Below are 23,912 nucleotides of genomic sequence, written 5' to 3' on the forward strand. Positions count from 1 at the left end.
GGTGCCATGAATAATATCGGCCTGGCGTGCTGCATCGCGGTATTGCCTTGCCCGGAGAGGGCGGGCAGGGTGCGCGAAGAGGCAGCCGCACCGGGGATACAAGCGCCAGTCCTATGAACCATCGCGATCCATTGGTCAGCATCGTCATCCCCGCCTACAACGCGGAAGCGTGGATCGCCCAGACGCTGGAAAGCGTGCGGGCGCAGACCCATGCCCATCTCGAGATCATCGTGGTCGATGACGGTTCGACCGACGGCGGCCCCGCCATCGTGGAGCGGTTCGCCGCCCACGATCCCCGTATCCGCCTGGTACGGCAGGTGAACGGCGGTGTCGCTCGCGCACGCAACAACGGCTGGCGGCAGGCGAAGTCGGACTACATCGCCTTCGTCGACGCCGACGACCTGTGGACGGACGACAAGATCGAGCGCCAGCTCGCCACGCTGCTCGCCGCAGGGCCGGACACCGGCCTTGTGTACAGCTGGTACGTCATGATCGACGCGCACAACCGCGTCACCTATCGCGGCGAAGGGCCACGCCACGCGGGCCGGGTGCTCGATACCCTTCTCACCAACAATTTCATCGGCAACGGCAGCGCAGCCCTGGTGACGCGCGCAGCGCTGGAAGCCGCCGGGGGCTTCGAACCCGCGCTGCGTGACAATGACGCGCAGGGCTGCGAGGACATCTTGTTCTATTGCCGTGTCGCCGAACACTACGCCTTCGGCGTCGTGGAGGACTACCAGATCGGTTACCGGCAACTGCCCGACAACATGTCGAGCAACCTGCCGCGCATGCTGCGTTCATGGGTGATGACGCTTGATGAAATCCGCGGCCGCCATCCCGAAAAGCAAGCGCTGATCCGCGCGGGACTGCGGGGCTATGGCATCTGGGTCGTGCGGCGCGCCGTTCACCAGCGCAGGCTGGCGATGTTGTTGCACGTCATCGCCCTCACCGCGCGCCAGTCGCTTCCGCTCGCCGCTTCCATGCTGTTCTCGGTGGTGCCGGCGACCGTGATCGAACAACTCAGATGGCGTTTCGCAAGGCCCGGAACGGCGGCCCCCGCACCATCGCAGCGCCAGGCCGATCCCCTGCCCTTCCCGGTCGGCAGCCTGTTCAGCCCAGCAACCGCGCAAAGGCCTCGAGGCTGATCCCGCCCCGCACTTCCTGACGCCGCAACACCAGCGGATCGGCATCCCGGCCAATCACCCCGTCAAAGCAGGTCAGCCCGATATCGTAACCGCACTGACGCGCCATGTCGCGCACCAGCGGGTCGAAATCGCCGAATGGATAGGCGATGGCCCGCACCGGCATGTCGAGCTTCGCCTCCAGCGCCGCCCTGGATCCAGCCAGTTCCCGAACCAGCGTTTCGGGCGATAGCGCCGTCAGCGGCAGATGCATCGCCCCGTGCGATCCGATCGAGACATCGCAATGCTTCAGCGCGCGGATCTCGTCCCAGCCGAGCAACGGCGCGGGATCGCCGTGCGTGCTGTCCCAGTCCGCCGTCAGGCCGACCTTGCCCGTCGGCACGAACAGCGCGGCAGGGAAGCCGTAGCGGTGGAGCAGCGGCAGCGCATGATCCAGGAAATCACGCGTCGCATCGTCGAAGCTCAGCAGCACCGTCTTTTCCGGCAGCGGGTGGTTCCAGAACAGCGCCTGCGCCATCCGTTCGATCGACAGGCCCCGCCAGCCATTGTCGCGCAACCAGGCGAGCTGCGCCTCGAACGCGGCGGGATCGGTCCGCCATTGCGCCAGGCCGGGCGGGCCATCGGCGGCGATCCGGTGGTACATCAGGATCGGGAAATCGTGCCAGCCATCGCCCGCTCCGATCTCCGCCCCGCCCCGCCAGCGCACCTGCTCGGCCACGCGCGGCGGCAGAGGATGGGCCGTATCGCCCACGATGATCTCGGGCGCACCGCCGCCGGCGGCCTTCTCGAACCGCTGGATGCGGTAGAGCGGGGTCTTGAACTCGGCGGTCAACCGCAGGGCCGGGTCGGCCGCGAAAACCGCGCCGATGCCCTTGGCGCCAAAGTGGTGCGGCCAGCCGAACCCCGTGCGGTCCGGCTCGTCCACCAGCAGATTGGCGTGCGCGGTCACGAACCTGCCGCCCGGTTTGAGGTGCGCGCTGACCCGCGCGGCGAAACGCGCCAGGGTCTCCGCGTCTTCCAGATAGTACAGCACTTCGCTGCAGACGATAAGATCGTAGAGCCCCGGCGGCTCGTCGGTCAGCAGGTCAAGCTGCTGGCAGGCGATGTTGGGCAGATCCTTCAGCGCCTGCGCCGCGCGCGCAACCGCCAACGGGGCGATGTCGGTCGCGACGATGCGGTCGCTGAACGGCGCCATGCGGCGGGTGAATTCGCCTTCGGCGCAGGCGATCTCCAGCACGTCGCCAAAGCGCTGCCCATCCGCCAATACAGCGGTGATCAGCGCGATCGTCTGATCGTACTTCAACGCTTCGTAGTTGTTGCGGTAGTCCCACGGGTCCTTGCTGGCGAAGATGCCTTCCCAGTAGGCTTCCTGCTTGTAATCGACTTCCTCGCCCGGCGCTGGTCCGGTGCGGGGACCATCGCCGCGTTCGGCATCGGCCTGCGCGGCGACGGTTTCCCGCACCTCCGCGATGATCCGCGCCATCCTGCCATCCGCCTCGCGCACGAAGGCGTTGCCCGGCACGGCGTCGTAGAGCAGGTCCACGATGTCCTCGTAAGGAGGCCGGCCCGCCGCTCGCCCCCGGTTCCAGCGGTCGGCGCGCCATTGCTGGGCTTGCGCCCGCCAAAGCCGCTTAAGCGCCGTCGGGGAGAGATAGCGCCCTTTCCAGCGCCGCAGCGGTCCTTGCGTCAGCCGCCGCCACGCCAGAAGCCGACGCAGATCGGGCGTGTCCACCAGCGCGCGAATCTCGCTCGCCAGCGTCTGCCCGGAAATCGCCCCGAAGATGATCCGGTCGAACCGGCCCAGTTCCTTCCCGTCGAAGCGGACGATACACCGCAGGCGGCCCACATTCGGCAGGACGAGATCGGGAATGCTGTCCGCCAGATCGATGACCTGCTGGTGCATGGAACCGATCGTGGCCGTCACATCGGCGGGCAACGCCGCCAGCACCCTGCTTTCCAGATGGTAGCCGATACGCCGGCCCAGCACGCCGGAGCCCGATCGCTCGTCCAGCCAGGCCAGCAGCGCCGCGATGCCGGGGCCAGCCTTCGCCCAGAGCGCCGGCCACGGCTCCCCTTCAAGGCAGGCGCCGACGACAAGCCCGTCTTCCAGAATCACCGAGGCCATCGCGACATCGATCGCGGCGGGCAGCGGCTCCGCAACGCTGTCGATCAGGGGAAGCGGATCGCCGCCGCGTCCGATCGCCGCCGCCGCCGTCCAGATCGCGTGCGACCATACGGCATCCGCCAGTCTCTCCGGCGCTTCCCCCCGCGCATGGGCCGGGGCGGGCTGCGTCACGCGCGCATCGGCGGCGTGGCCGCGCCGGATCACGGCCAGCCCGTCGGCCAGATGCCGCCCGCTATCGCTCGACAGCGACTGCGGGCGCACATGGACATCGGCCCAGACACCGGGAACCGCCGCAAACACCACGCCCGTCCGGGCAATGCGCTGCCAGAGGTCCCAGTCCTCGCATATTCTGAGCGAAGGATCGAACGCGCCCGCTTCCACGATATGCCGCCGCCGCGTCATCGCGCTGTGGATCGCGAACGGGCACCCCCGCGCCGCCGCCGCAAAAGGCGATGCCAGCACACGCGCGGGATGCGGGGTCCACCAGGGCTGGCCATCGCGGAAGCGCCGCCAGCCACCGTGCAGCAAGCCGGCCTCCGGCGTTGTCTCCGCTGCCTTCAACATCCGTTCCAGATGGTCCGGCGCCAGCACGTCATCGGCGTCGAGGAAGATGATCCATTCGCCGGACGCGGCCGCGATGCCGCTGTTGCGCGCCGCGCCGGCGCCGCCGTTGTCCTGCCGGATCAGCCGGAAACGCGCATCCGCTTCGGCAAAGCCCTGGGCAATCGCGGCGGTCTCGTCACGCGATCCGTCGTCCACGATGATCGCTTCCCAACCGTCATGGCTTTGGGCCAGCACGCTCCGCAGGGTTCGATCCAGGGTTCCAGCATTGTTGTAGGCCGGGATGATGATCGAAATATCCGGCATGCCGGTCCTGTTCCTCACTGGTTGATCATGCCATTATTTGCCGGACGCACCAGACAACATGGATTCACCTTCATTCAATCAATAGCAGATAAAAATTTTCCTGCTTTGGCTTTTTTGTGCGGTGCGATAACAGCATGCGGGTGTCGTGCTGCCGACTTGTACGGCTTCTTCGGGGGGTAGTGAGATTGTCAGTGGCGCGGACAGACCGGACGGCGCGGGCCGGATGCCGGCTCCCGAAGCCGGAGACCGGCGCCCCATGATCCGGCAACGCTCGCACGATCTTGCGCATTGGCGCGACCTGCTGTTCGAACTCGTCAGCCGCGATCTGAAGATCCGCTATCAGCGGTCGGCGATCGGGCTTGGCTGGTCGCTGATGAAGCCCCTGAGCCAGCTTCTGATCTTCGCCACCATCTTCACCTCGGTCCTGCCGCTCAACATCCCCAACTACACGACCTTCGTCTTTGCCGGCGTGCTGTCATGGGCATGGTTCGGCGCATCGCTCACCTCGGCGGCGGTTTCCGTAACCGGCAACCGCGAGATGGTCCGCCGCCCCGGCTTCCCCGTACATCTGCTGCCGGTTCTCACGATCCTCAGCAACGGCGTTCATTTCCTGCTGGCGCTGCCGTTGCTCGTCGCGTCCTCGTGGATCGAAACCGGCGCTCCCGGCCTTTCCATGCTGGCGCTTCCCGCCGTGATCCTCGCGCAGTTCCTGCTCACGCTCGCCTTCGCCAACCTGATCGCCGCGATCCATGTCTATTTCCGCGACGTGGAGCATCTGGTGGGCATCGCCATCATGCTCGGTTTCTATGTGACACCCGTGTTCTACCGGCCACTCGACAGCAGCCATCATTTCGCCTTCCTCACCACCTGGAACCCGATGGCCTGGGTGCTGGAAGGCTATCGCGCGATCTTCCTGCATCACGCCTGGCCCGATCCATGGATTTTCGTGAAGCTCCTGGCCCTTTCGATCCCGCTGCTTGTGTTCGGCGCGTGGTTCTTCAGCCGGGTCAGCGCCCGCTTCGTGGACGAACTATGAGACAGGGCGCCATCGTCGTCAGCGACCTGGGCAAACGGTACCGCAGCCGCGATGGCGGGCGCCCGACCACGCTGAAGGGCTTTCTGCTTTCCGGCTACAGGGGCGAGAAGCCGGAAAGCTTCTGGGGCCTGCGCCACATCAGCTTTTCGGTGCCGCGCGGCCGCGCGGTCGGCGTCGTTGGCCTCAACGGCGCGGGCAAATCCACGCTGCTGCGGCTGATCGGCGGCGTCGGCAAACCCGATGAAGGCACGATCAAGGTGCAGGGCCGGATCGGCGCGCTGCTCGACATCGGCGTCGGGCTGACCGAAGACCTGACCGGCCGCGAAAACGTCTATCTGCTGGGGGTAATCGCCGGCATGTTGCGGTCCGAAGTGACCGAACAATTCGACGCCATCGTCGCCTTCGCCGAACTGGAAGACCATATCGACGCGCCGGTACGCACCTATTCATCGGGCATGCGGATGCGCCTGGCCTTCTCGGTCGCGGTTCACACCCGCCCCGAAGTCCTGCTGATCGACGAAGTGCTGGCGGTGGGCGACAAGGCTTTCCAGCAGAAATGCTTCAACCGCGTCGCCGATATCCGCGCCTCGGGCTGCACCATCTTCCTCGTCTCGCACGATGTCTCGCAGATCGAGGCGCTGTGTGACGACGTGCTGTTCCTGCAGGGCGGTCACCTGGTCGCCTATGGTCCGTTGCAGGAAACGCTGGCGCTCTATTCCGCCGCCGTCGACGCCAAGGTCGCGGCCACCGAGCACGTGCTGCCCCCCCTGCCCGAAACCGCCAACGATGGGCTGGAAGAAGGCGTCAACCGCTATGGATCGGGCGAGATGCAGATCCATTCGGTGCAACTGCTCGATACCGCCGACGCGCCGGTGGACGTGTTGCGCAGCGGCAGCATGCTGCAGATCCGGTTCGACTACCGGGGTAGCGCCACCGTTCGCAACCCGGTCGCGCTGATCGGCATCTATGGCGACGATGATAGCTGCTGCTACGAAACCAACACCCAGATCGCCAATATTCCGCTGGCGATGCCCGCCGGCCGGGTGAACCTCACGCTCGAACGGATCGACCTTGCGCCGGGCAGCTATCACGTCACCGTCGGGCTATTTTCGACTGACTGGCAGCAGGTCTATGATTATCATGCGGAAGTCTATCCGCTGCGGGTGATCGGCACAGGCCCCACCAAGGGCCTGCTCAATCCCCCGGTCCGCTGGATTGCCGACTGATGGCCTTCGCGGTTCTCGATCTCGACATCGATCATCTTCCCGAACGGATCGACAGCGAGCCGGGCCAGGAAGGCGCGGTGGTGCTGCTCCGGATCGATGGCCAGCCCTGCGGGCAGGCGGTGCTGTGGCACCATGCGGCCGACCGCGCCCTGCCCTTGCGCGAGCGTCTTCTGCGCAATGCCAATTCGTCGTTCTGGGAACGCTGGACCGAACGCGCGCTGGGCGTTTCCCATCCCGATCCCGTGCCCGTGGCGCTCCCCAGCGCCACCGTGGTCATCTGCACGCGCGAACGCCCGGAAGACCTTGAACGGTGCCTCGCCGGACTGGTGGCGATGCCCGACGATCCGGACATCCTCGTCATCGACAACGCGCCCGCCACCGATGCCACCCGCGTGGTCGTGGAACGCTTTCCCACGGTTCGCTATCTTCTCGAACCGCGCCCCGGCCTCGACTACGCGCGCAATACCGCAATGGAAACGGTCACGGCGGAGATCGTGGCCTTCACCGACGATGATGCCGTGCCCGATCGCCTGTGGCTGCGCACGCTGCTGCGCAATTTCGAAGATCCGATGGTGATGGCGGCGGGCGGCCTCACGATGGCGCTGGAACTGGATACCGAAGCCCAGATCCACTTTCAGCGCATGGGCGGCTTCGGACGCGGCTTCAAGCGCATCGTGCATGACGGCGTCAGCACTGATCCGTTCGAGAGCTGGAAAGCCGGCGCCGGCGTGAACATCGCCGTCCGGCGATCGGCCGTGGAAGCGATCGGCCTGTTCGATCTTGCGCTTGGTGCGGGCACGCGGGCCATGGCGGGTGACGAAACCGACATGTTCCGCCGCCTCCTCGCCGCCGGCTACAGGATCGCCTACGATCCGCAGGCGCTCAACTGGCATCGCCACCGCAGGACGATGGATGAACTGCAACGCCAGATCTACGGCTATGAATGCGGATCGTTCGCCATTCTCACCAAGGCGCTGCTGTTCGAAGCCAATCCCCGCGCGCTGGCGCACATGGCCCGCTGGATGCGCGCGAATCTGCCGGTGCTGGCTCGATCCTTCCGGCGCAGCCGTCGCGGCCCCCTGCCCTTCAACGTCTCGCTGACGCAGGCCAGGGGCGCCCTGATCGGCCCCGTGCGCTATCTGCAGGCGCGCCGGAAAGTCCGCCATGGCTGACGCGTCCTCCCCCGAAATCAGCATCATCGTGCCATCGCACAACCGGTGCGATCTGCTGCGCCAGGTGCTGGATGCCCTGTCCGCGCAGAGGCCGGGCACACCGTCGTTCGAGGTTATCGTCGTCGCCGATGGCTGCCGGGACGGGACGCAGGCCATGCTGGCCAGCCATGCCGTGCCCTATCCGCTCCATATGCTGGAACAGCCCGGAGTAGGCCCGTCCAGGGCGCGCAACGCCGGCGCTAAGCGGGCCGGCGCCGATCTTCTCCTGTTCCTCGATGACGACGTGATGCCCACGCCCGGCCTCGTCGCCGCGCACTGGGACATGCATCGCGCCCGTCCCGGCGGCGCGGTGCTCGGCCCTTATCCGCCCGCCCCCCATGCCTCGGGCGACCGCTTCCGGATCAGCGCGCGGCGCTGGTGGGACGCGCATTTCGCCGAACTGGCGCGCCCCGGCCACCGCTTCACCTATATCGACCTGCTGACCGGCAACCTGTCGCTTGCCCGCGCACTGTGGGACGCGGTGGGCGGGCTCGATCCGCAATTCGCCCACGCGCGCGAGGATCTCGAACTCGGCGTGCGCCTGATCAAGCACGGTGCACCGCTGCACTATGCGGCGGACGCGATCGGCTGGCATCAGGAATATTTGACCACATCGCCCCGCAGCGCGCTGCGCCGCGCCAAGGAAGAAGGCCGCTCCGATGCGCTGATGACGATCAAGCACCCGGACATGGCCCCCGCGCTCAAGGCCGCCCGCCAGCTTCGTCGGAAAGGGCGCGCCAAGGCGATCAAGTACGCGATCATCCGGCGTACCGGGTTCATCGACCGCCCGCTGATGGCTGTCGGCCCCGGTCTCCTGACCATGGTCGAACGGCTGGGCCTTGTCAGCGTCCGCCGCCGGCTTGAACACATCCTGCGCGAATATTGCTACGCGCGCGGCGCGATCGAAAGCCTTGGCCCGCGATGGAGCAGCTTCATCGCCGAACCCATGCCCCGCATTCCGCCTCCAGAAATCGACATCGACCTCTCGCACGGTCTGGACGCGGCCGAGCGCCGCCTCACGGAATTCCGGCCGGCAAGCGCACGCATCCTGCATGGCGAAATGGAAATCTGCGTTCTGCCCTGGGCGCCGATCGCCGAACGCTGGAGCGGACATCATCTGCGCCCGCATCTTGCCCGTCACGCCACGCGCGCGATCATCCCGTACCTCGCGGCGCAGACCGAAGGTGGCGAAGCGGAAAACTGGGCCTCGCTCGATGCGCTGCCGATGATCGGCGTCAAGGACTTCTGGGCGCAACTCTTCGAAGCGCAACGTCAATGGAAACGGCCCGCATGAACGCCCCTGTTCCGCACCCCGTTGGCATCGCGGCACGCTTGCGCGTCCTGATCGGCAATGTGCTGAACAACGGCATCATGCCATCGCAGACCGCCAACGCGGCCGAAGCGCAAGATGTGGCGCGCGGCTATCTGCTGATGTGCGTATTCTATATCCACGCGATGATCGGCGTGGCCCAGCACATGGGGGACAACGCCTGGTATTCGCTGATCCAGCTCAAGCTGCTGGCTCCCGATGTTTCGGCCTTTTTCTTCCTCAGCGGCATGGCCGCCCCCGCCCTCGGCAAGAAGGGCTTCCTGCCGGTGCTGCGCCAATCGATCGTGCTGCTACTTTTCGCCATCGTGTCACACGTTATCGGTTTCCTGATCATGCTGGCCGGCGTCGGCTTTCCCACGCCATGGGATGCCATCAAAGGGCTGGTCAGGCCCTTGCTCATCGGCACGGAATACAGCAGCTTCGTCGCATGGTTTTTCGTCGTGCTGGCGGCTGCCCGGCTGTTTGCCTACGCCTTCCTGCGCTCCAAACCGGCGTTTCTGGGTGTCGCCGCGCTGACCGCCGCGATCATCTGGGGCGCCGGGAAAGCCGGGGTGCCCGACAACATCTACGAATGGCGCAACTGGCCCACCGCCACCCTCTTCTTCCTGATCGGGATGAAGCTGCCGCACGGGAAGAAGATTCCCAACTGGGCGGCGGTAGCGGCGCTGATCGCGTCGGTCCTACTGGCGATGGTCAATCGCCACGGCCTGTTCCGCATCGGCCCGTGCTTCACCTGCGACCTGCGGTTCGTGCCACAGCCGATGGTGGGGCAATACGGTTCGATTTTCGCTTATGTACCCCAGCAACTCCTGTTCATCGCCTTCCTGATCTGGGCCGGGCAGCGCTCCGCCGGGATGATGATCGGCCGGGTGGCGCGCTTCTTCGGCAAGGCATCCCTGCCGATCCTGCTGCTTCACGGCTGGGTGCTGCTCACGCTCTATCCCGGCATGCTGGCGGGCATGCCCGCGTGGGAGACCCCGTTCCTGTTCGTCGCCATCTTCAGCAGCGCCATCGTCGTCCACGCGCTGCTCTATGTCTGGCTTGCCGTGCCGCTCAACTGGATCCAGATTTTCATCTTCCGGATCAGCCACATCGGCCAGCAGAAAGCGCCACGGCGCACGGTCGCCCGCCGCTGAAGGCAGCGCATGCCGCCTAGGGTCCTGCCCCTAACGCGCCTGCTTCGGACCGAAGCCCGGCTGATATTCGATCACGGCTTCCTTGCGCAGCCGGTCCACCATGGCCTTGACCACCGTTTGCTGCCCCTGCCGCAACAGGGCGGCGCGCGCCGCGCGCTGCTGTTCTTGCGGTCCGCCCGGCAGCGGGCTTCGCGAAAGCACGGCATCGACGCTGGCCGTGGCACCATCGACGGTCAGGACCGGCTGCCCGATAGGCCGCCGCTCCAGCGCCTCGGCTTCGCCAAGGCTCAGCCCGCGCGAATCGATCGTCTGCTCATCGCGCCGAAAACCGAGGCCGGCAGCACCCAGCGCCTTGGCCACCGCATCGATGCTTCCCGCCGTCCGCAACTGCGGCACGGCCTCAAGCGCACGCGGATCGAAATCGATCCGGTCCATCAGCAGGATCGTCCGCCGCGCGAACATCTGCGGATTGGCATCGATGTAGCGCGTGAGCGCGGCAGCGTCCGGCTCTCCCATCCGGTCGGTCAGCCGGCCGGTCAACTGGCTTGCCAATAGCATTTCCTCGATCCGCCGCCGGTCCGCCAGATAGTCGGGCGAGCGATCGACCAGCGCCTTGCGCGCTTCCGCCGCCAGCAGCTTCCGGTCGATCAGTTGCGCGATCAAACCGCCCTGCACCGCCTTCAGGTCCGCCTCGGCATAGTTGCCCTGGGCCTTCAACTCGGTCATCAGTTCGCGGCGCGTGATCTCGACGCCGTTGACGCGCGCCACCACCTGTCCCTGCGGCTCCGCCTCGTCGGCACAACCCGTCACCAGGGCGACAAGGAGCAGCCCCAGGCCCTTTCTAACCATGGCCCAGCAACACCTTTCGTCCTTCCGTTCCGATCGCACCCAGCAGAGCCGCGTTGAACCGCTCCGCGATCGCCAGCGCCTCGTCCGCCTCTCCCCCGATCACCGAAAGGCGCGCCAGAACCCCAAAAGGTAGGGTTCCCGCCAGGTTGTCGCGCACCACTTTCAGGCGTTGCCGCAAGGGCGAGACGGGAAACGAATCGCCCACACGCACCCAGAAATAGACATGCTCCGTCCGGTCCTCGCGCCGCGCCGTCAGGAAGCAGGCCTGGCTGCCCGGCGGAACCGGCCCCGTCAACGGCACCCTGCGCACAGGGGATATGCCGAAACCGACGGCGGGATAGCATTCCTCGGGGCGATGCACCGCCAACCCCGCGTCCTGCGCCGAACCATAGGCAATCAACAGCATCACCGGCCGAGCATCGGGCGCGCTGTACACCCGCGTCAACACATCGGCATAAGTCGCCTCGCGCAGTTCGCTTTTGGGCGCAAGCACGAGGCCGCTGGCGCTCACATAGCGATAACCGCCGATGGTCTGCGGCACGACCCGCTCCAGCAGGCCCGCCGGCACGGACAGCGCGCCCTGCCGTGGCCGCAACGCCAGGGCAGCGCCCGCCGCGCCCATCAGCAAGCCGCCCAGCAGCACTTGCCGCCGATCGATTCGCACGCCTTCCGGCCTCCTCACCCCGGCCCCGCTCACGCGCGCGCCAGCCTTCTGCGCAACGGCGACAACGCCGCGTCGATGCCCATCAGCGCGATCAGCGCCACGATGAACATCAGCATCCCGGTCGTGCCATGCAGGAAACCCTGCGCCACCGCGTCGCCCATCGCATGCGTCATCAGCATCAGGATCAGCACGCGCGCCAGATTCGCCAGAACCGCCACCGGAGGCACCACCAGCGCGAGTATCGCGGCATACCGCCAGTCCGCCCGATGGCGCAGGTAGATGTAGAACATGCCGATGGCGAACAGGCTGAACAACGAATTGAGCCCCGCGCAGGCATCGGCCATGCGCAATTCGTACTGATCGATGTAGAGATCGACACCACTTCTGGCGACGTCAAAGCCCGTCATCCACAGAAGATCGACCGAGACGGTTGAAAGCCAGTCGGTGAGGAAATCGGTCAGCGGGGCCGTGACCCAGCTTGGCGGCGGCACCGCCCACAGCAGGTACAGCAGCGGGAACCACAGCGCACGCATCGCCGCCATTCCGGCAATCGCGTAGAGCACGGACATCAGGCTCAGCGCCATGCTGATCCACAAGGGCCAGACCGCTCCCACCGTCATCGCCAGAACATAGACCGCCAGCAGCGGCAACAGCGCGCCGACCGCGAAGCGCATGTCCCCCCGCCCCGCCGGCGCCCGCAGCCATTCCCGCCAGAGCAGCCACAGGCCGCTGAGCAGCACGATCGGCCCATGCGCGCCCTGCGACGTGGACCAGGTTTGCCTGGCGACCATGACCAGCGCCGATCCGGCAAAGACCGCGATCGCCACCAAAAGAACCGCATTGGCGCGTATCCACGGCAATTGCGGTCGCGGGAACCCGAACGCCAGACCCGCGTTTGCCGATCTGGAAAGAGAGATGGATGGTGCCAGGCTCACGATGGCTTGTGTAACAGGCATCACTAGGGGTTAAAAGGACCGTACAGGGTCGCTTGCAACGACAAAAATGCATCACGGAACGACGGGGTGTTCCCGCCGATTGTCGCTGATGCGAAGTTCGTGATACACAGTCATTGGAATGACTTAATCTGCGGGAGGCCGAATGTGGCGACTGTGACGGGGAGCGGGGCCGCCATGAAAGGTGAGCCAGAGAAGAAGCAGGCCTGGCTTCGCCCCGTGGGCGTGGCCTGGGTGGCGCTGGCCGTCGTTTACTTCCTGTGGGAAGCCTGGAGCTATACCGGTCTGTTCGCCCGTCTTTCGGAATGGCAGTTCGGCAGTTTTCGGCAGAGCTGGCCAGCCGTTACCTTCCTGGCGCTGGCGCTGCTCTTTGCCGTTCCCGGCCTTGTCGCCGTTGTGCTGGGCGCGCGCCGCAAAGAGGAAGATCACGAGCTCACCACGGCCGAAGAACAGGACAGGCTCCTGGCCAAGTCCATCCGCTTCGGCCGCATTCTCACCTATCTGGCGTCGGGCTTCGCTATCGCCTCGCTCGTTTCGCTCGCCGGGATTCTGACACTGCCGGGGTCGGGCGGACAGCAGCAGGAAATCACGGTCGGGGCGCCGGGTTCGACTCAACCGTCGAACGGTTCCGCGCGCCTGACCGGCCGCGTCGTGTTCGAACGCACGGCAACGCTGGGACAGGATCTGATCCTGACGGACAAGCAGGCACGCTTCGCGCCCATGCTTCCGGCAAGCGGCGAAGGTCCTGTGCAATACTTCGTCCAACTCGCTCCGTATGAAGGCACCGGCGATCGCCCCGGCGATCCGGTGATGAGCGTTTCGGGCATTCTGATGCATGATGCATTGCCCGGTGCGATCGAGACCCTGTACCGGAACGCCGGCGTTGCCATGGCCGCAAAGCCCTATGTGCTCTATCGCTACCAGGGCACGATGCGCCGCCCCTACTATCTGGCGGCCTTCCAGACCGGCTGCATCGCCGTAGTGCTTTTCCTGCTCGCTCTGGTGCAACGGCGCCACGTTCGCAAGCTGGCCGGGCAGAACGCACCCGCCGATTCCCTGACCGCAACGAAATAAGCAAAGGTAAAACTGCGGTTAACCAGACCGGCCTACCGTCTGTTGAGATGCGACATGCGAAAAGCCAGGTATGTTCGCGTCGCTCGACCTTCACTCCTGCCTGGCCGGCTCGCTGATGGCTTTCGCCGTCGGCGTGGTTGGCCTTGTTCACGGTGAACCCGGCGACTCAGCTCCGGCACCGATGGAACCGGCGGCCCGCGCAGTCATGGAGCCAGTGGTCGCCTCATTCGCCAGTCCCTCCACCAGCGGACGCAAGGTCACGCGGTCGACCGACGGCATGTTCTACATCACCTGCATGATCGATGGAAAACCGGTGCGCTTCCTGGTCGATACCGGGGCAAGCGTCACCGTCCTGACGGAACAGGACGCCGCGCTGGTAGCGGCCAGCCTTGATGCGGAGACCGGCGAAAGCAGTCTTTCCACGGTCGGCGGCCAGGCCAGCGCCCGCCAGGGGCAGCTCGACGGGCTCGTCATCGCCGGCCGTAAGCTGCCGCCCATTCGTGTCGCGGTTCTGAGCACCGGCATCAACGTGTCGCTGCTGGGGCAGAACGCGCTGTCGAAGCTCGGCCCGATCACGTTCGACAAGGACGTGATGACACTACGCTAAGTCGGATCGACCGAACCGTTTCAGCAATGATCCGCCAGAACGCTCCCGATCGGATCAGGCCCGCGCCACGGCGGCCTTGCGCTGCTTGCGGCGCGCAACCCAGCCGGCAATGCCCATCCCCGCCAGCATCATGGCCCACGTCTCGGGTTCCGGCAGCGGTTCGGCTGGCGTGGTGGGAGTGCCGGGATCGGTCGGCGTGGTAGTTGGCGGCGTTGTGGGCGTTGTAGTCGGCGGTGTGGTCGGATTGCTACCCGCCACGATGTCCGGCCCGGTCGGCGCTGTCCCGCCAATACCGGGAGTGCTGAAATTAGCGGGCGCTGCCGCACCAGGGCTGCCCGCACCGGGGGTTGAACCACCGGTCACGCCCGGCGCCGTTCCCGCCGTTTGCGGAGCAAGGCCGGCAACCTGGGGATTGCCAGCCCCCGGCGTGCCCTGATTTCCAACCGGGCCAGGAGCCACGAAATTGCCCGTGGCCGGCGCTGCGCCAACCGGAGCCGTGCGGCCGTTCAACAGGTTGCCGGTGCCAAGCCCGACGGGACGGTTCACGGGTGCGGCAAGATTGCCGAACCCGCTGTTCGCGAGCGCAGCGAGAGCGGCCGGATTCTGCGTGACAGCCGCCGCCACATCTCCGGGAATGAACATGGCGCGGACAAGGCTGTTGCCCGAAGCCGCGCCGAACACCGTCAATGCGATGATCGCATAAGTCCAGCGCTGCCGGCGCAGCTCGCTCTTTCCATTGATTCCGCCAGAGATCACGACAATTCCCCTAATTCCCGCTTGGACACGCCCCAACCCCTGAAACGTCGGTTTTTAAAGAAACTTCCCCTCAAAGGCGAATCATTTCATCACGCACCCGCCCGGTTTTGAGACAGGTCTCCTGAATGTTGCCCGACTCCGGGACAGTCAACCTCGCTATTGCCCCATTTCGTCGCTTTTCCCGCACGGCGTTTTTTTGCGCTGCAAAACAGAACTGGAAATCAACGGACATCCCGCCTACCCTTTGCCCATCGTGAAATCCTCAAGAAGAAGCGGCACAGTTCGGTGGAAACAAAGCCATTACCAATCGACGGTCTCGTGGAAATCCAGCCGAAGCTGCTGGGTGACGCGCGTGGCTACTTTGCCGAAACATTCCGCCAGAACTGGTTTGACGCACACGTCGCGGACGTCGATTTTGTTCAGGAGAACCAGTCGCTCAGCAGTGCGGTGGGAACAATTCGCGGCCTGCATTTCCAATCGCACCCCCACGCCCAGGGCAAACTGGTGCGTTGCGTTCAGGGCGCGATCTTCGATGTCGCGGTCGATATCCGCAAGGGATCGCCGACCTTCGGCCAGTGGGCGGGCGTGACCCTGAGCGCGGAAAGCTGCAACCAGTTGTGGATTCCCGAAGGCTTCGCGCACGGCTTTTGCACGCTCGCGCCCGATTGCATCGTGTCCTACAAAGTCACCGGCTACTACAACCGCGACCACGATCTCGGCCTGTCCTGGAACGATCCGGACATCGGCATCGCCTGGCCCGCGGAGGCCGACGCCGGAACCCTGTCCGCGAAGGATCAGACACAACCGACCCTCAGCGCATTGCCGCATTACTTCGATTATCAAGGAGAAGCCCGATGACGCGCGTGATCGTAACCGGCGGCGCCGGTTTCATCGGTTCGGCGCTTGTCCGCCATCTGGTGCTCGAGCGCGGCTTCGAGGTCCTGAACATCGACAAGCTCACCTATGCCGGCAACCTCGCTTCGCTGAAGCCGGTGGAGGGGAACCCGCTATATCGCTTCCGGCAGGCGGACATCTGCGACGCCGAAGCCATGCGCGATGCGATTGCCAGCTTCCGCCCGGACCGGATCATGCATCTTGCCGCCGAAAGCCACGTCGATCGGTCGATCACCGGCGCGGCGGATTTCATCCAGACCAATGTGATGGGCACGTTCACGCTGCTCGAGGCGGCGCGGGCCTTCTGGACATCGCTTCCCGCGCCAGAGCGCGATTCCTTCCGCTTCCTCCATGTCTCGACCGACGAAGTCTATGGCTCGCTTGGCGACGAAGGGCTGTTCGAGGAATCCACGCCCTACGATCCGAGTTCGCCCTATTCCGCATCGAAGGCCGCCTCCGATCATCTCGCCAAGGCCTGGCAGCGGACATATGGCCTGCCCGTCGTGGTCTCCAACTGCTCGAACAACTACGGGCCTTTCCACTTCCCGGAAAAGCTGATCCCGCTCACCATCCTCAACGCGCTGCATGGGCGCCCCCTTCCCGTGTACGGGACCGGCGAGAATGTCCGCGACTGGCTCTACGTCGAGGATCACGCCCGGGCGCTTGACACCATCGTCGAAAAGGGCCGGATCGGCGAAACCTACAACGTCGGCGGCCGCAATGAACGTCGGAACATCGACGTGGTACACCGCATCTGCGCCGTGCTCGACCGGCTGGTGCCGGCCAATCGCCCCCGCGCGGAGCTGATCGAGTTCGTGACCGACCGCCCCGGCCACGACGCACGCTATGCGATCGACGCCACCAGGCTAGAAACCGAACTGTGCTGGCGCGCGCAGGAGAATTTCGACAGCGGCATCGAAAAGACGATCCAGTGGTATCTCGACAACGAATGGTGGTGGCGGCCGCTCAGCACCCGCTATGACGGTGAGCGGCTGGGCGTTCTCGATCAGACCAAGCAGGATGCCGCCTGACGATGCGCCTCGCTGTTACAGGACTGCATGGACAAGTTGTCCGGGCCATGTTGGAACGGGCGCACGACTTGAAAGTGGACGTGATTCCGATCGGGCGGCCGCAAATCGATCTGGCCGATGCCGCAACCATCACCGGCGCGTTCGATGCGCTGCGCCCGGATGCGATCGTCTCTGCCGCCGCCTATACCGCCGTCAACCAGGCGGAAGCGGAACCGGAACTGGCGCAGGCGGTCAACTGCATCGGGGCGGCGGCCGTCGCCGCGGAAGCGGCCCGGCTGAACGTGCCGGTCATCCACCTTTCCACCGACTATGTCTTCAACGGGCGGTCCGACCGCCCCTGGCGGGAGGACGACATGGCCGACCCGCTGGGCGTCTATGGCCGCACCAAGCTGGCCGGGGAACGCGCAGTCGCGGCCGCCACGGCCAATCACGCCATCCTGCGCACGGCGTGGATATACAGCCCGTTCGGCTCCAACTTTGCCAAGACCATGCTGCGGCTGGCGCGCGAGATGGAAGAAATAAAAGTCGTTGAGGACCAGATCGGCAACCCGACCAGCGCTGGCGACATTGCCGATGGCATAGCGGCGGTGGCGCGCAATCTTGTCGGAAAGGCCGATCCGGCGCTGCGCGGCACGTTCCACCTGAGCAGCCAGGGCGAGGCGAGCTGGGCGGATTTCGCCGAAGCGATTTTCGCGCTTTCGGCCGAAGCAGGCGGCCCATCGGCCAGGGTGCGCAGAATCAGCACGGCGGAGTTTCCGACTCCCACGGAACGCCCGGCCAATTCGCGGCTGGATTGCGGCAAACTGGCCAGGGTTCACGGAGTTGCCTTGCCATTCTGGCGCGATTCCGCACGGACGGTGATCGCGCGGCTCGTCAGCGAATCCGCGACCGCCTGATCGCGGCGGTCCACCGATGACACTACAAAGGAGCGAATGAAGGCATGAAGGGGATCATCCTGGCCGGCGGCAGCGGCACGCGCCTCTATCCGATCACCATGTCGGTGTCGAAGCAGCTTCTGCCGGTCTACGACAAGCCGATGATCTACTACCCGCTCAGCACGCTGATGCTGGCTGGCATTCGCGAAGTGCTCATCATTACCACGCCGCATGACAACGCCGCATTCCGCAAGCTGCTGGGCGACGGATCGCAATGGGGCATGCGGATCGAATACGCGGTGCAGCCTGACCCCGGCGGGCTGGCGCAAGCCTATATCATCGGCGCGGATTTCGTCGGCGGGGAACCGTCCTGCCTGATCCTGGGCGACAACATCTATTTCGGCCACGGCCTGACCGAACTGCTGGCCTCGGCAACGGCGCGCGATGCCGGCGCAACGGTCTTCGCCTATCATGTCGCCGATCCCGAACGCTATGGCGTGGTCGAGTTCGACGGCGCCATGCGCGCGCTCTCGATCGAGGAAAAGCCGGTGGTGCCCAAGTCGAACTGGGCGGTAACCGGGCTTTATTTCTATGACAGCCAGGTGGTGGACATCGCCGCCAATCTCAAGCCTTCGCCGCGCGGCGAACTCGAAATCACCGATGTCAACCGCATCTATCTGGAGCGGGGGCAGTTGAATGTCGAACTGATGGGGCGCGGCTATGCCTGGCTCGATACCGGCACGCCCGACAGCCTGCTGGAAGCCGCGGAATTTGTCGGCACGCTGGAAAAGCGCCAGGGTTTCAAGATCTGCTGCCCCGAGGAAATTGCCTATCGCCAAGGCTTTATCGATGCGGACGGACTTGTTCGCTGTGCCGATGCGCTCGGCAAGGGCGCTTACGCCAGCTATGTCCGGGCGATCGCTTCGTAGGCGGCGTGGACAAATTTCGACGTGGCCAGGGCGGCGCCTATCCGACATCTTTGCGTCGGAACAGCCAGTCCGGATACGATGCGGAAAATGTCATCAGCCGTGTGGCTGCAAGCGCCAAAAACCCGTCGCTGGAAATCCTGTCATCCCGTCATCCCGGCGAAGGCCGGGATCTCATGCCGGATTGCTTGAGGCCAGAGATGCCAGCCTACGCTGGCATGACGAGGAGGATGGAGAGGATTGAAGGGGTCTCGACGGTTGTCGCCCAATCCCAGACGCTCAGCGCGCAGTGCCAACAACCGCTCCCCCCGCCATTCCCGCCGAAGCGGCTATTCTACACACGACGCGATAGCCGGCATCGGACACCAGAAACTCCGCTCGTCCTGAGCCTGTCGAAGGACGAACGGGTGTGGGGATTTCAGGCCAGTCCGCTCCCCCTGCCCTCCTTGCTTTTCGCCCCTTGCCGGCGCCCCCGAATAGCGGTCATCCCATCCGGATACCACGGCTGAATGCGGCAAGTTAACGCCGCGGCCGCGTAACTCTTACGCCCGTGACTTGGTTCTAGCTTTGGATGTATCCTGCCAACGCGCGCGCATTACCCTAGATCGTGCCCTGTCCTGTTTATGTACAATTCCGGAAGCGGCGCCGATTCTTTTTTGCATTTGCGAAAAATGAGATATAGTCGCCTTCTGTTCACGGGGGTGAAACAACTTTTTGCCAAGAGCATCCGGCAATACACGGGCAACTCGCGCCACGCATCCGGCAAACACCGGCACTTGGTGCAATCGGCCAGAGCAATGCCGGGTGATGCTGTCATGCACGGCCTGACACCCGATTATTCGGATTGTTTTCCCTCCTGATCGGTGCGAAAAATTTAACCGGTTCCGATTATTGGATAATCGAACCCGCAAATTCAGAAGGGCATGTTGCTCATTGCTATGGCGAAGAAGGTACTTGTCTCGGGGGGTGCGGGCTTTATCGGGTCGCATATTGTTGACCGCCTGGTGCGGCGCAATGACATGGAAACCCTCGTCATCGTCGATAACTTCTGGACCGGTCTCCGGGAGAATCTCGCACACGTAACCGATCCGCGCGTTCATCTGGTCCAGGCCGATGTGGAAACGTTCGCAACTGCGGAAAAGTTCGACGAGATCATTCACCTCGCTTCGCCGGCCTCGCCTCCCTGGTACATGCGGGAGCCCGCCCGCACGATCAAGGCGAACCTGGTTGGCGCGCTGAATCTGGTGGAGATGCTCAACCCAGGCGGCCGAATCAGCTTCGCCTCGACCTCGGAAGTCTACGGCGATCCCCTGATCAGCCCGCAACCGGAAAGCTATCGCGGCCAGGTCGATTGCACCGGTCCGCGATCTTCCTACGACGAGAGCAAGCGCTGCACCGAATCGCTGTTGTTCGAGCTGCATCGCACGGCGGGCATCGATATCCGCATCGTCCGCCTGTTCAACGTCTATGGCACGCGCACGCGCCCCGATGATGGCCGCGCGGTATCGAACTTCCTCAGCCAGGCGCTCACGACCGGCGAACTCACCATCTATGGCGATGGCTTGCAGTCGCGCAGCTGGGGCTATGTCGATGACATCGTCAGCGCGCTGGAACGGTATTTCTGGCTCGACAACGTCGATTATTGCGGCCCGCTCAACGTCGGTAACGACCGCGAGATCCCGGTGATCGACGTGGCACGGCATATCGTGTCGCTCGTTCCCGGTGCCCGGCTCAAGCTGTGCCCGCCGATCCCGCAGGACCCGACCAACCGCCGTCCCGACCTGACGCTGTGCCGCAAGGTTCTGCCCGGCTGGGAGGCGAACATCACCTACGAGGAAGGCGTGCGCCGCACCCTCGAGTGGTTCCGGGAAGCCGTCGTGCTCAAGGGCGCGCAGACCGACGCGCCTTCACCGGTGCGACTGGAAAGCTGACGGCGCACCGCGCCCCGTCTTCAGCCAGCCGTTTCCATGGCGCCATCCCACCGCTCGAGCCGCGCCAGATAGGCGGCTGACCGCGATGGCGCCCAGGTCCCGTCCGGCTCCTCGATCCCGTAGCTGAGGAAATCCCGCCCCGGCGCGAGGGGCAGCGGAGCGGGGGTCAAGCGCCTCCACGCGGCGCGCAACTCCATCGCCACAAAGGGTGGAACGCTTGCGGGCGCATAGCGCAACGCGCGCAGCAAGTGCCCCGCCGCTTCGGCCAGATGCCCACGCCGCAGCCTGTTGCGCGCCAGTTCCACCAGCAGTTGCGCCTGCCGCCGCGCCACGATCCCGCCGGCAGGCCCGTGCCCACCCCCGTCCGCAAGGATCAGATCGTACATCTTCAGGTGCCAGCGGATCATGCCCTCGATGTCGCGGGAAAGACTGCCGTCCACCCGCCGATAGCCGGTGAGGTAGGCCGGCACGCACGCGAAGCGGTGGGTTCGGGCGACCCGAAGCTGGAACAGATAATCCTCGCACCCCTGCCCCGTTGCATCGTGCAGGGCGGTTTCGAACCCGACCGCGCGCGCCAGGTCCGTCGGAACCATCGGCGTGCTGCCATTCGAGACGAAATTCCATTCGAGATGTCGGTGATAGACCCGGCCTTCGACGCGGGCGGCAGGGGAATTGGGATAGACCCGGTCATCCGCATCGATGCGCCGGTACCAGCAATAGACCAGCCCGACCCCGCCCGGCGCCGCGTCGAAACGCGCCACCTGCCGTTCGAGCTTCTGTGGATGCCAGATATCGTCCCCGTCGAGCAGCGCGACATAGCGCCCCCGCGCCACCGCGATCCCCGCATTGCGCGCCCGCGAAACGCCGCCATTTTCCTGCCGGATCAATCCGAGGCGCGAATCCTGTCCCTGCAACCCGCGCACGATGTCCGGCGTCGCATCGCTTGAGCCATCGTCGACGACGATGATCTCCAGATCGGAACAGCTCTGCCGCTGAACCGACGCGATGGTCGCGGCAATCGTGCTGTGGGCATTGTAAGCGGGAATGATGACCGAAATCAGCGGCTTCATGATGAACGAACCGTGCGGCAACGATTGCCCAAAGTCCAGCGAATCAAATCATCCACGGTTTTACTGTTGCAGATCGTCATTGCCTCTTTTCCATGCCTGTCGAATCCATCATGGAACACACATGCGCAAAGAGAGCTTCGGATCCCTCGCCCTCATTCTCGTGCTGGCCGCCTGCGGCGGTGGCGGCGCATCGTCCGCACCCACTGTATCGACGCCGGCACCGGCGCCGACCCCCACGCCCACGCCGGCCCCGACGCCAACCCCGACGCCCACATTCCCCTACGCCCCTGCCCTCGCCGCCCGGTCAACCGTCGGACCGACCTTGCCGGTCGGAAAATGCGTGAACATGGGCAATCAGCTCGATGCCCCCAACGAAGGCGATCTCGGCCGCAAGATTCTGGATTCCGACTTCCCCTTCATCAAGGCGGGCGGCTTCGACACCGTCCGCCTGCCAGTCCGTTTCTCCGGCCATGCGGGCACAACGGCGCCCTACCAGATCGATGCGACCTTCATGGCCCGCGTCCAGCAGGTCGTTTCGCTCGCCACCGGCGCGGGTCTCAATGTCATCATCGACATGCATCATTATGACGAGATCAACACCAGTCCGACCGCCAACACCGACCGTTTCGTCGCCATGTGGCGCCAGATCGCGCAGACCTTTGCCGGCGCGCCCGACACGGTGTGGTTCGAACTGCTGAACGAGCCCAACATCAATCTCACCAACAGCAACCTGCTGACCATCTACCGCCCAGCGCTCGCCGCCATCCGCGAAACCAATCTCACCCGGCCGGTCATCATCGGCGGAGGCAACACCTCGCAGGTTTCATCGCTCGCCACCTTGCAGATGCCCGACGATCCCTATGTGGTGCCGACCTTCCACTACTACGACCCGTTCAACTTCACCCACCAGGGCGCGACGTACATCACGCCGACCCCGCCCCTGGGTGCCACGTTCGGCAGCGCGGCGGACTACGCGCAACTCGATGCGAACCTGCAATTGGTCAAGAACTACATCGCCCGCACCGGGCGCGTCCCCTTCGTGGGGGAATATGGCGCGATCCAGTACATCGCGACGAGCGACCGGGCGAAGTACTACGGCACCGTCAGCAACGCCTTTGCCTCGATCGGCATCCAGAGTTGCGCATGGTCCTATACCAACACGTTCAATCTCAGGACCGACAGCGGCTGGATCACGGAGATCACCAGCGTGATCGCGACGACGATCGGCAAGTAACCCGCCCGCTGAAAAGCGGGGCGTGATCCGCCCGGCCTCAACCGCCGGGTTGCGGCAGGTCCGCGATCCGCTGAACGGCCACATCGTTGTAGCTCATCTGTCCGAACGCGAAATAGACGAGCTTCCAGCCATCCTCGATGCACAGCTCATTCACCGCATGAATCACGCCATAAGGCATGCATTCCGCCGCCGACCAGAACGTGTAGTCGTTGAACAGCAGATAGCCGCCGGGCTTGATCTTCGATTTTGCCGCCGCGATGTCGCGCTTCACGCCTTCATAGGCATGATCGGCGTCGATATACATGTAATCGAAGTGGGCGTCGGGGAACGACGCGATGATCGTCGAACTGTCCCCTTCGTGCGTGGTGACGATACCGCGCCCGATTTCATCCCGGAACATCGCATCGATGCCGTAAGTCGCCAGATCCATATCCACCAGCCGAAGTTCGGACGGCCGGTTGGTATCAAGGATGAAACGGGAGAAGGCCCCCGTCTGCACGCCGATCTCGGCCGCCACAGCCCCGACCGGCATCCTTTCGATGATCGACCGGCGCGACGGCAGGAACTGGCAACCTTCCATATGCACGCTGTCGAGCAGCGGATAGCCGGGAATATCAATGATCCCGAGCGGATTGCGGAACGGCTGCATCTCCCGATTCCAGGCCGCGCGCGCACTTTCCAGGCCCTCCTCGATCGTCCTTGCGGGGCGGCGCGCTTCGTCTTTGCCGAGAAGGCGCCGGATCAGCCTCTTGCCGCGCATCACACCCCCTTGCCTGTGGAATCGCCCCGCGATCTGAGCAGAGAGGGATGGGGCGATCAACCATCACCGTCGATACAATAGGACATAAATGGACATAATCCGGCGTTCGTTTCGATTTCGAGCAAAAAGGCCGGAAATGCGGGCCGAATCGCCCCGCCATGAAGAACAGTTTAACCCTTTCACGCTAGGCCATCAGCGCGTCCGCCTGCGGACCG

21 protein-coding genes are annotated in these 23,912 nt (G+C 64.8%); 14 read left to right on the plus strand and 7 right to left on the minus strand.

Going from position 1 to position 23,912, the window contains the following annotated elements; genetic code table 11:
- The first annotated feature begins 113 nt into the window (after positions 1 to 113).
- The gene (locus B3547_RS04605; protein ID WP_292960649.1) at positions 114 to 1,145 is read left to right on the plus strand and encodes a glycosyltransferase family 2 protein; all 1,032 of its coding nucleotides are present in this window, start codon (positions 114 to 116) and stop codon (positions 1,143 to 1,145) included.
- On the opposite strand, the gene B3547_RS04610 is transcribed toward B3547_RS04605, so the two are convergent.
- On the minus strand, positions 1,111 to 4,134 hold the full coding sequence (locus B3547_RS04610; RefSeq protein ID WP_292960651.1) for a glycosyltransferase: 3,024 nt from the start codon (positions 4,132 to 4,134) through the stop codon (positions 1,111 to 1,113). The genes B3547_RS04605 and B3547_RS04610 overlap by 35 nt on opposite strands.
- Positions 4,135 to 4,390: 256 nt before the next feature.
- Between B3547_RS04610 and B3547_RS04615 the strand changes: the two genes are divergently transcribed.
- Genes B3547_RS04615 through B3547_RS04635 form a run of 5 tightly spaced genes read left to right on the plus strand, consistent with a single transcriptional unit; the run spans position 4,391 to position 10,073 of the window.
- Positions 4,391 to 5,170 (plus strand): ABC transporter permease, encoded by a 780-nt coding sequence (locus tag B3547_RS04615; protein WP_292960653.1) that lies wholly within the window; start codon positions 4,391 to 4,393, stop codon positions 5,168 to 5,170.
- Positions 5,167 to 6,396: an ABC transporter ATP-binding protein gene (locus B3547_RS04620; RefSeq protein ID WP_292960655.1), complete on the plus strand. Its 1,230-nt coding sequence runs from the start codon at positions 5,167 to 5,169 to the stop codon at positions 6,394 to 6,396. Before B3547_RS04615 ends, B3547_RS04620 begins: the two co-directional genes overlap by 4 nt.
- The gene (locus B3547_RS04625; protein ID WP_292960657.1) at positions 6,396 to 7,568 is read left to right on the plus strand and encodes a glycosyltransferase; all 1,173 of its coding nucleotides are present in this window, start codon (positions 6,396 to 6,398) and stop codon (positions 7,566 to 7,568) included. The genes B3547_RS04620 and B3547_RS04625 overlap by 1 nt, the downstream gene beginning before the upstream one ends.
- Positions 7,561 to 8,901, plus strand: coding sequence for a glycosyltransferase family 2 protein (locus B3547_RS04630; protein ID WP_292960659.1), 1,341 nt, complete (start codon positions 7,561 to 7,563; stop codon positions 8,899 to 8,901). Before B3547_RS04625 ends, B3547_RS04630 begins: the two co-directional genes overlap by 8 nt.
- Complete coding sequence (locus tag B3547_RS04635) at positions 8,898 to 10,073, plus strand: acyltransferase family protein (protein ID WP_292960661.1); 1,176 nt, start codon at positions 8,898 to 8,900, stop codon at positions 10,071 to 10,073. The genes B3547_RS04630 and B3547_RS04635 overlap by 4 nt, the downstream gene beginning before the upstream one ends.
- Positions 10,074 to 10,103: 30 nt before the next feature.
- Here B3547_RS04635 and B3547_RS04640 read toward each other — a convergent pair whose 3' ends face one another.
- The 3 genes from B3547_RS04640 to xrt are packed head-to-tail and all read right to left on the minus strand — an operon-like array spanning position 10,104 to position 12,413.
- Positions 10,104 to 10,922 carry a SurA N-terminal domain-containing protein gene (locus B3547_RS04640; RefSeq protein ID WP_292960663.1) on the minus strand — a complete coding sequence of 273 codons (819 nt, stop codon included), beginning with the start codon at positions 10,920 to 10,922 and terminating at the stop codon, positions 10,104 to 10,106.
- Positions 10,915 to 11,586, minus strand: a complete 672-nt coding sequence (locus B3547_RS04645; protein ID WP_292960665.1) for an exosortase C-terminal domain/associated protein EpsI — start codon at positions 11,584 to 11,586, stop codon at positions 10,915 to 10,917. Before B3547_RS04645 ends, B3547_RS04640 begins: the two co-directional genes overlap by 8 nt.
- Positions 11,587 to 11,615: 29 nt before the next feature.
- Positions 11,616 to 12,413, minus strand: coding sequence for an exosortase (xrt, locus tag B3547_RS04650; RefSeq protein WP_292960667.1), 798 nt, complete (start codon positions 12,411 to 12,413; stop codon positions 11,616 to 11,618).
- Between the two features lie 303 nt (positions 12,414 to 12,716).
- Between xrt and B3547_RS04655 the strand changes: the two genes are divergently transcribed.
- Together B3547_RS04655 and B3547_RS04660 are read left to right on the plus strand one after the other, a co-directional pair.
- Positions 12,717 to 13,613 (plus strand): hypothetical protein, encoded by an 897-nt coding sequence (locus tag B3547_RS04655; RefSeq protein WP_292960669.1) that lies wholly within the window; start codon positions 12,717 to 12,719, stop codon positions 13,611 to 13,613.
- Positions 13,614 to 13,683: 70 nt separating this feature from the next.
- The gene (locus B3547_RS04660; RefSeq protein WP_292960671.1) at positions 13,684 to 14,220 is read left to right on the plus strand and encodes a retropepsin-like aspartic protease family protein; all 537 of its coding nucleotides are present in this window, start codon (positions 13,684 to 13,686) and stop codon (positions 14,218 to 14,220) included.
- 54 nt (positions 14,221 to 14,274) lie between these two features.
- Here the strand turns inward: B3547_RS04660 and B3547_RS04665 are convergent, their stop codons facing one another.
- Positions 14,275 to 14,976 (minus strand): PEP-CTERM sorting domain-containing protein, encoded by a 702-nt coding sequence (locus B3547_RS04665; RefSeq protein WP_292960673.1) that lies wholly within the window; start codon positions 14,974 to 14,976, stop codon positions 14,275 to 14,277.
- 159 nt (positions 14,977 to 15,135) lie between these two features.
- Between B3547_RS04665 and rfbC the strand changes: the two genes are divergently transcribed.
- The 5 genes from rfbC (at position 15,136) to B3547_RS04690 (ending at position 20,633) form a co-directional block, all read left to right on the plus strand.
- On the plus strand, positions 15,136 to 15,834 hold the full coding sequence (gene rfbC / locus B3547_RS04670; protein WP_349676473.1) for a dTDP-4-dehydrorhamnose 3,5-epimerase: 699 nt from the start codon (positions 15,136 to 15,138) through the stop codon (positions 15,832 to 15,834).
- Positions 15,831 to 16,901: a dTDP-glucose 4,6-dehydratase gene (rfbB, locus tag B3547_RS04675; RefSeq protein ID WP_292960675.1), complete on the plus strand. Its 1,071-nt coding sequence runs from the start codon at positions 15,831 to 15,833 to the stop codon at positions 16,899 to 16,901. The genes rfbC and rfbB overlap by 4 nt, the downstream gene beginning before the upstream one ends.
- 2 nt (positions 16,902 to 16,903) lie before the next feature.
- The gene (rfbD, locus tag B3547_RS04680; RefSeq protein WP_292960678.1) at positions 16,904 to 17,797 is read left to right on the plus strand and encodes a dTDP-4-dehydrorhamnose reductase; all 894 of its coding nucleotides are present in this window, start codon (positions 16,904 to 16,906) and stop codon (positions 17,795 to 17,797) included.
- A 44-nt stretch (positions 17,798 to 17,841) separates the two neighbouring features.
- Positions 17,842 to 18,705, plus strand: a complete 864-nt coding sequence (rfbA, locus tag B3547_RS04685; protein ID WP_292960680.1) for a glucose-1-phosphate thymidylyltransferase RfbA — start codon at positions 17,842 to 17,844, stop codon at positions 18,703 to 18,705.
- A gap of 935 nt (positions 18,706 to 19,640) precedes the next feature.
- A complete protein-coding gene (locus B3547_RS04690) occupies positions 19,641 to 20,633 on the plus strand; it encodes an NAD-dependent epimerase/dehydratase family protein (RefSeq protein WP_292960713.1) in 993 nt (330 codons plus the stop codon).
- A gap of 20 nt (positions 20,634 to 20,653) precedes the next feature.
- Here the strand turns inward: B3547_RS04690 and B3547_RS04695 are convergent, their stop codons facing one another.
- On the minus strand, positions 20,654 to 21,703 hold the full coding sequence (locus B3547_RS04695) for a glycosyltransferase family 2 protein (RefSeq protein WP_292960682.1): 1,050 nt from the start codon (positions 21,701 to 21,703) through the stop codon (positions 20,654 to 20,656).
- Between the two features lie 346 nt (positions 21,704 to 22,049).
- Between B3547_RS04695 and B3547_RS04700 the strand changes: the two genes are divergently transcribed.
- Positions 22,050 to 22,937 carry a glycoside hydrolase family 5 protein gene (locus tag B3547_RS04700; RefSeq protein ID WP_292960715.1) on the plus strand — a complete coding sequence of 296 codons (888 nt, stop codon included), beginning with the start codon at positions 22,050 to 22,052 and terminating at the stop codon, positions 22,935 to 22,937.
- 37 nt (positions 22,938 to 22,974) lie between these two features.
- Here B3547_RS04700 and B3547_RS04705 read toward each other — a convergent pair whose 3' ends face one another.
- Positions 22,975 to 23,697, minus strand: a complete 723-nt coding sequence (locus B3547_RS04705) for a class I SAM-dependent methyltransferase (RefSeq protein WP_292960684.1) — start codon at positions 23,695 to 23,697, stop codon at positions 22,975 to 22,977.
- Positions 23,698 to 23,912 lie beyond the last annotated feature (215 nt).

Source organism: Novosphingobium sp. UBA1939 (genome assembly GCF_002336885.1).
Lineage (GTDB): Bacteria > Pseudomonadota > Alphaproteobacteria > Sphingomonadales > Sphingomonadaceae > Novosphingobium.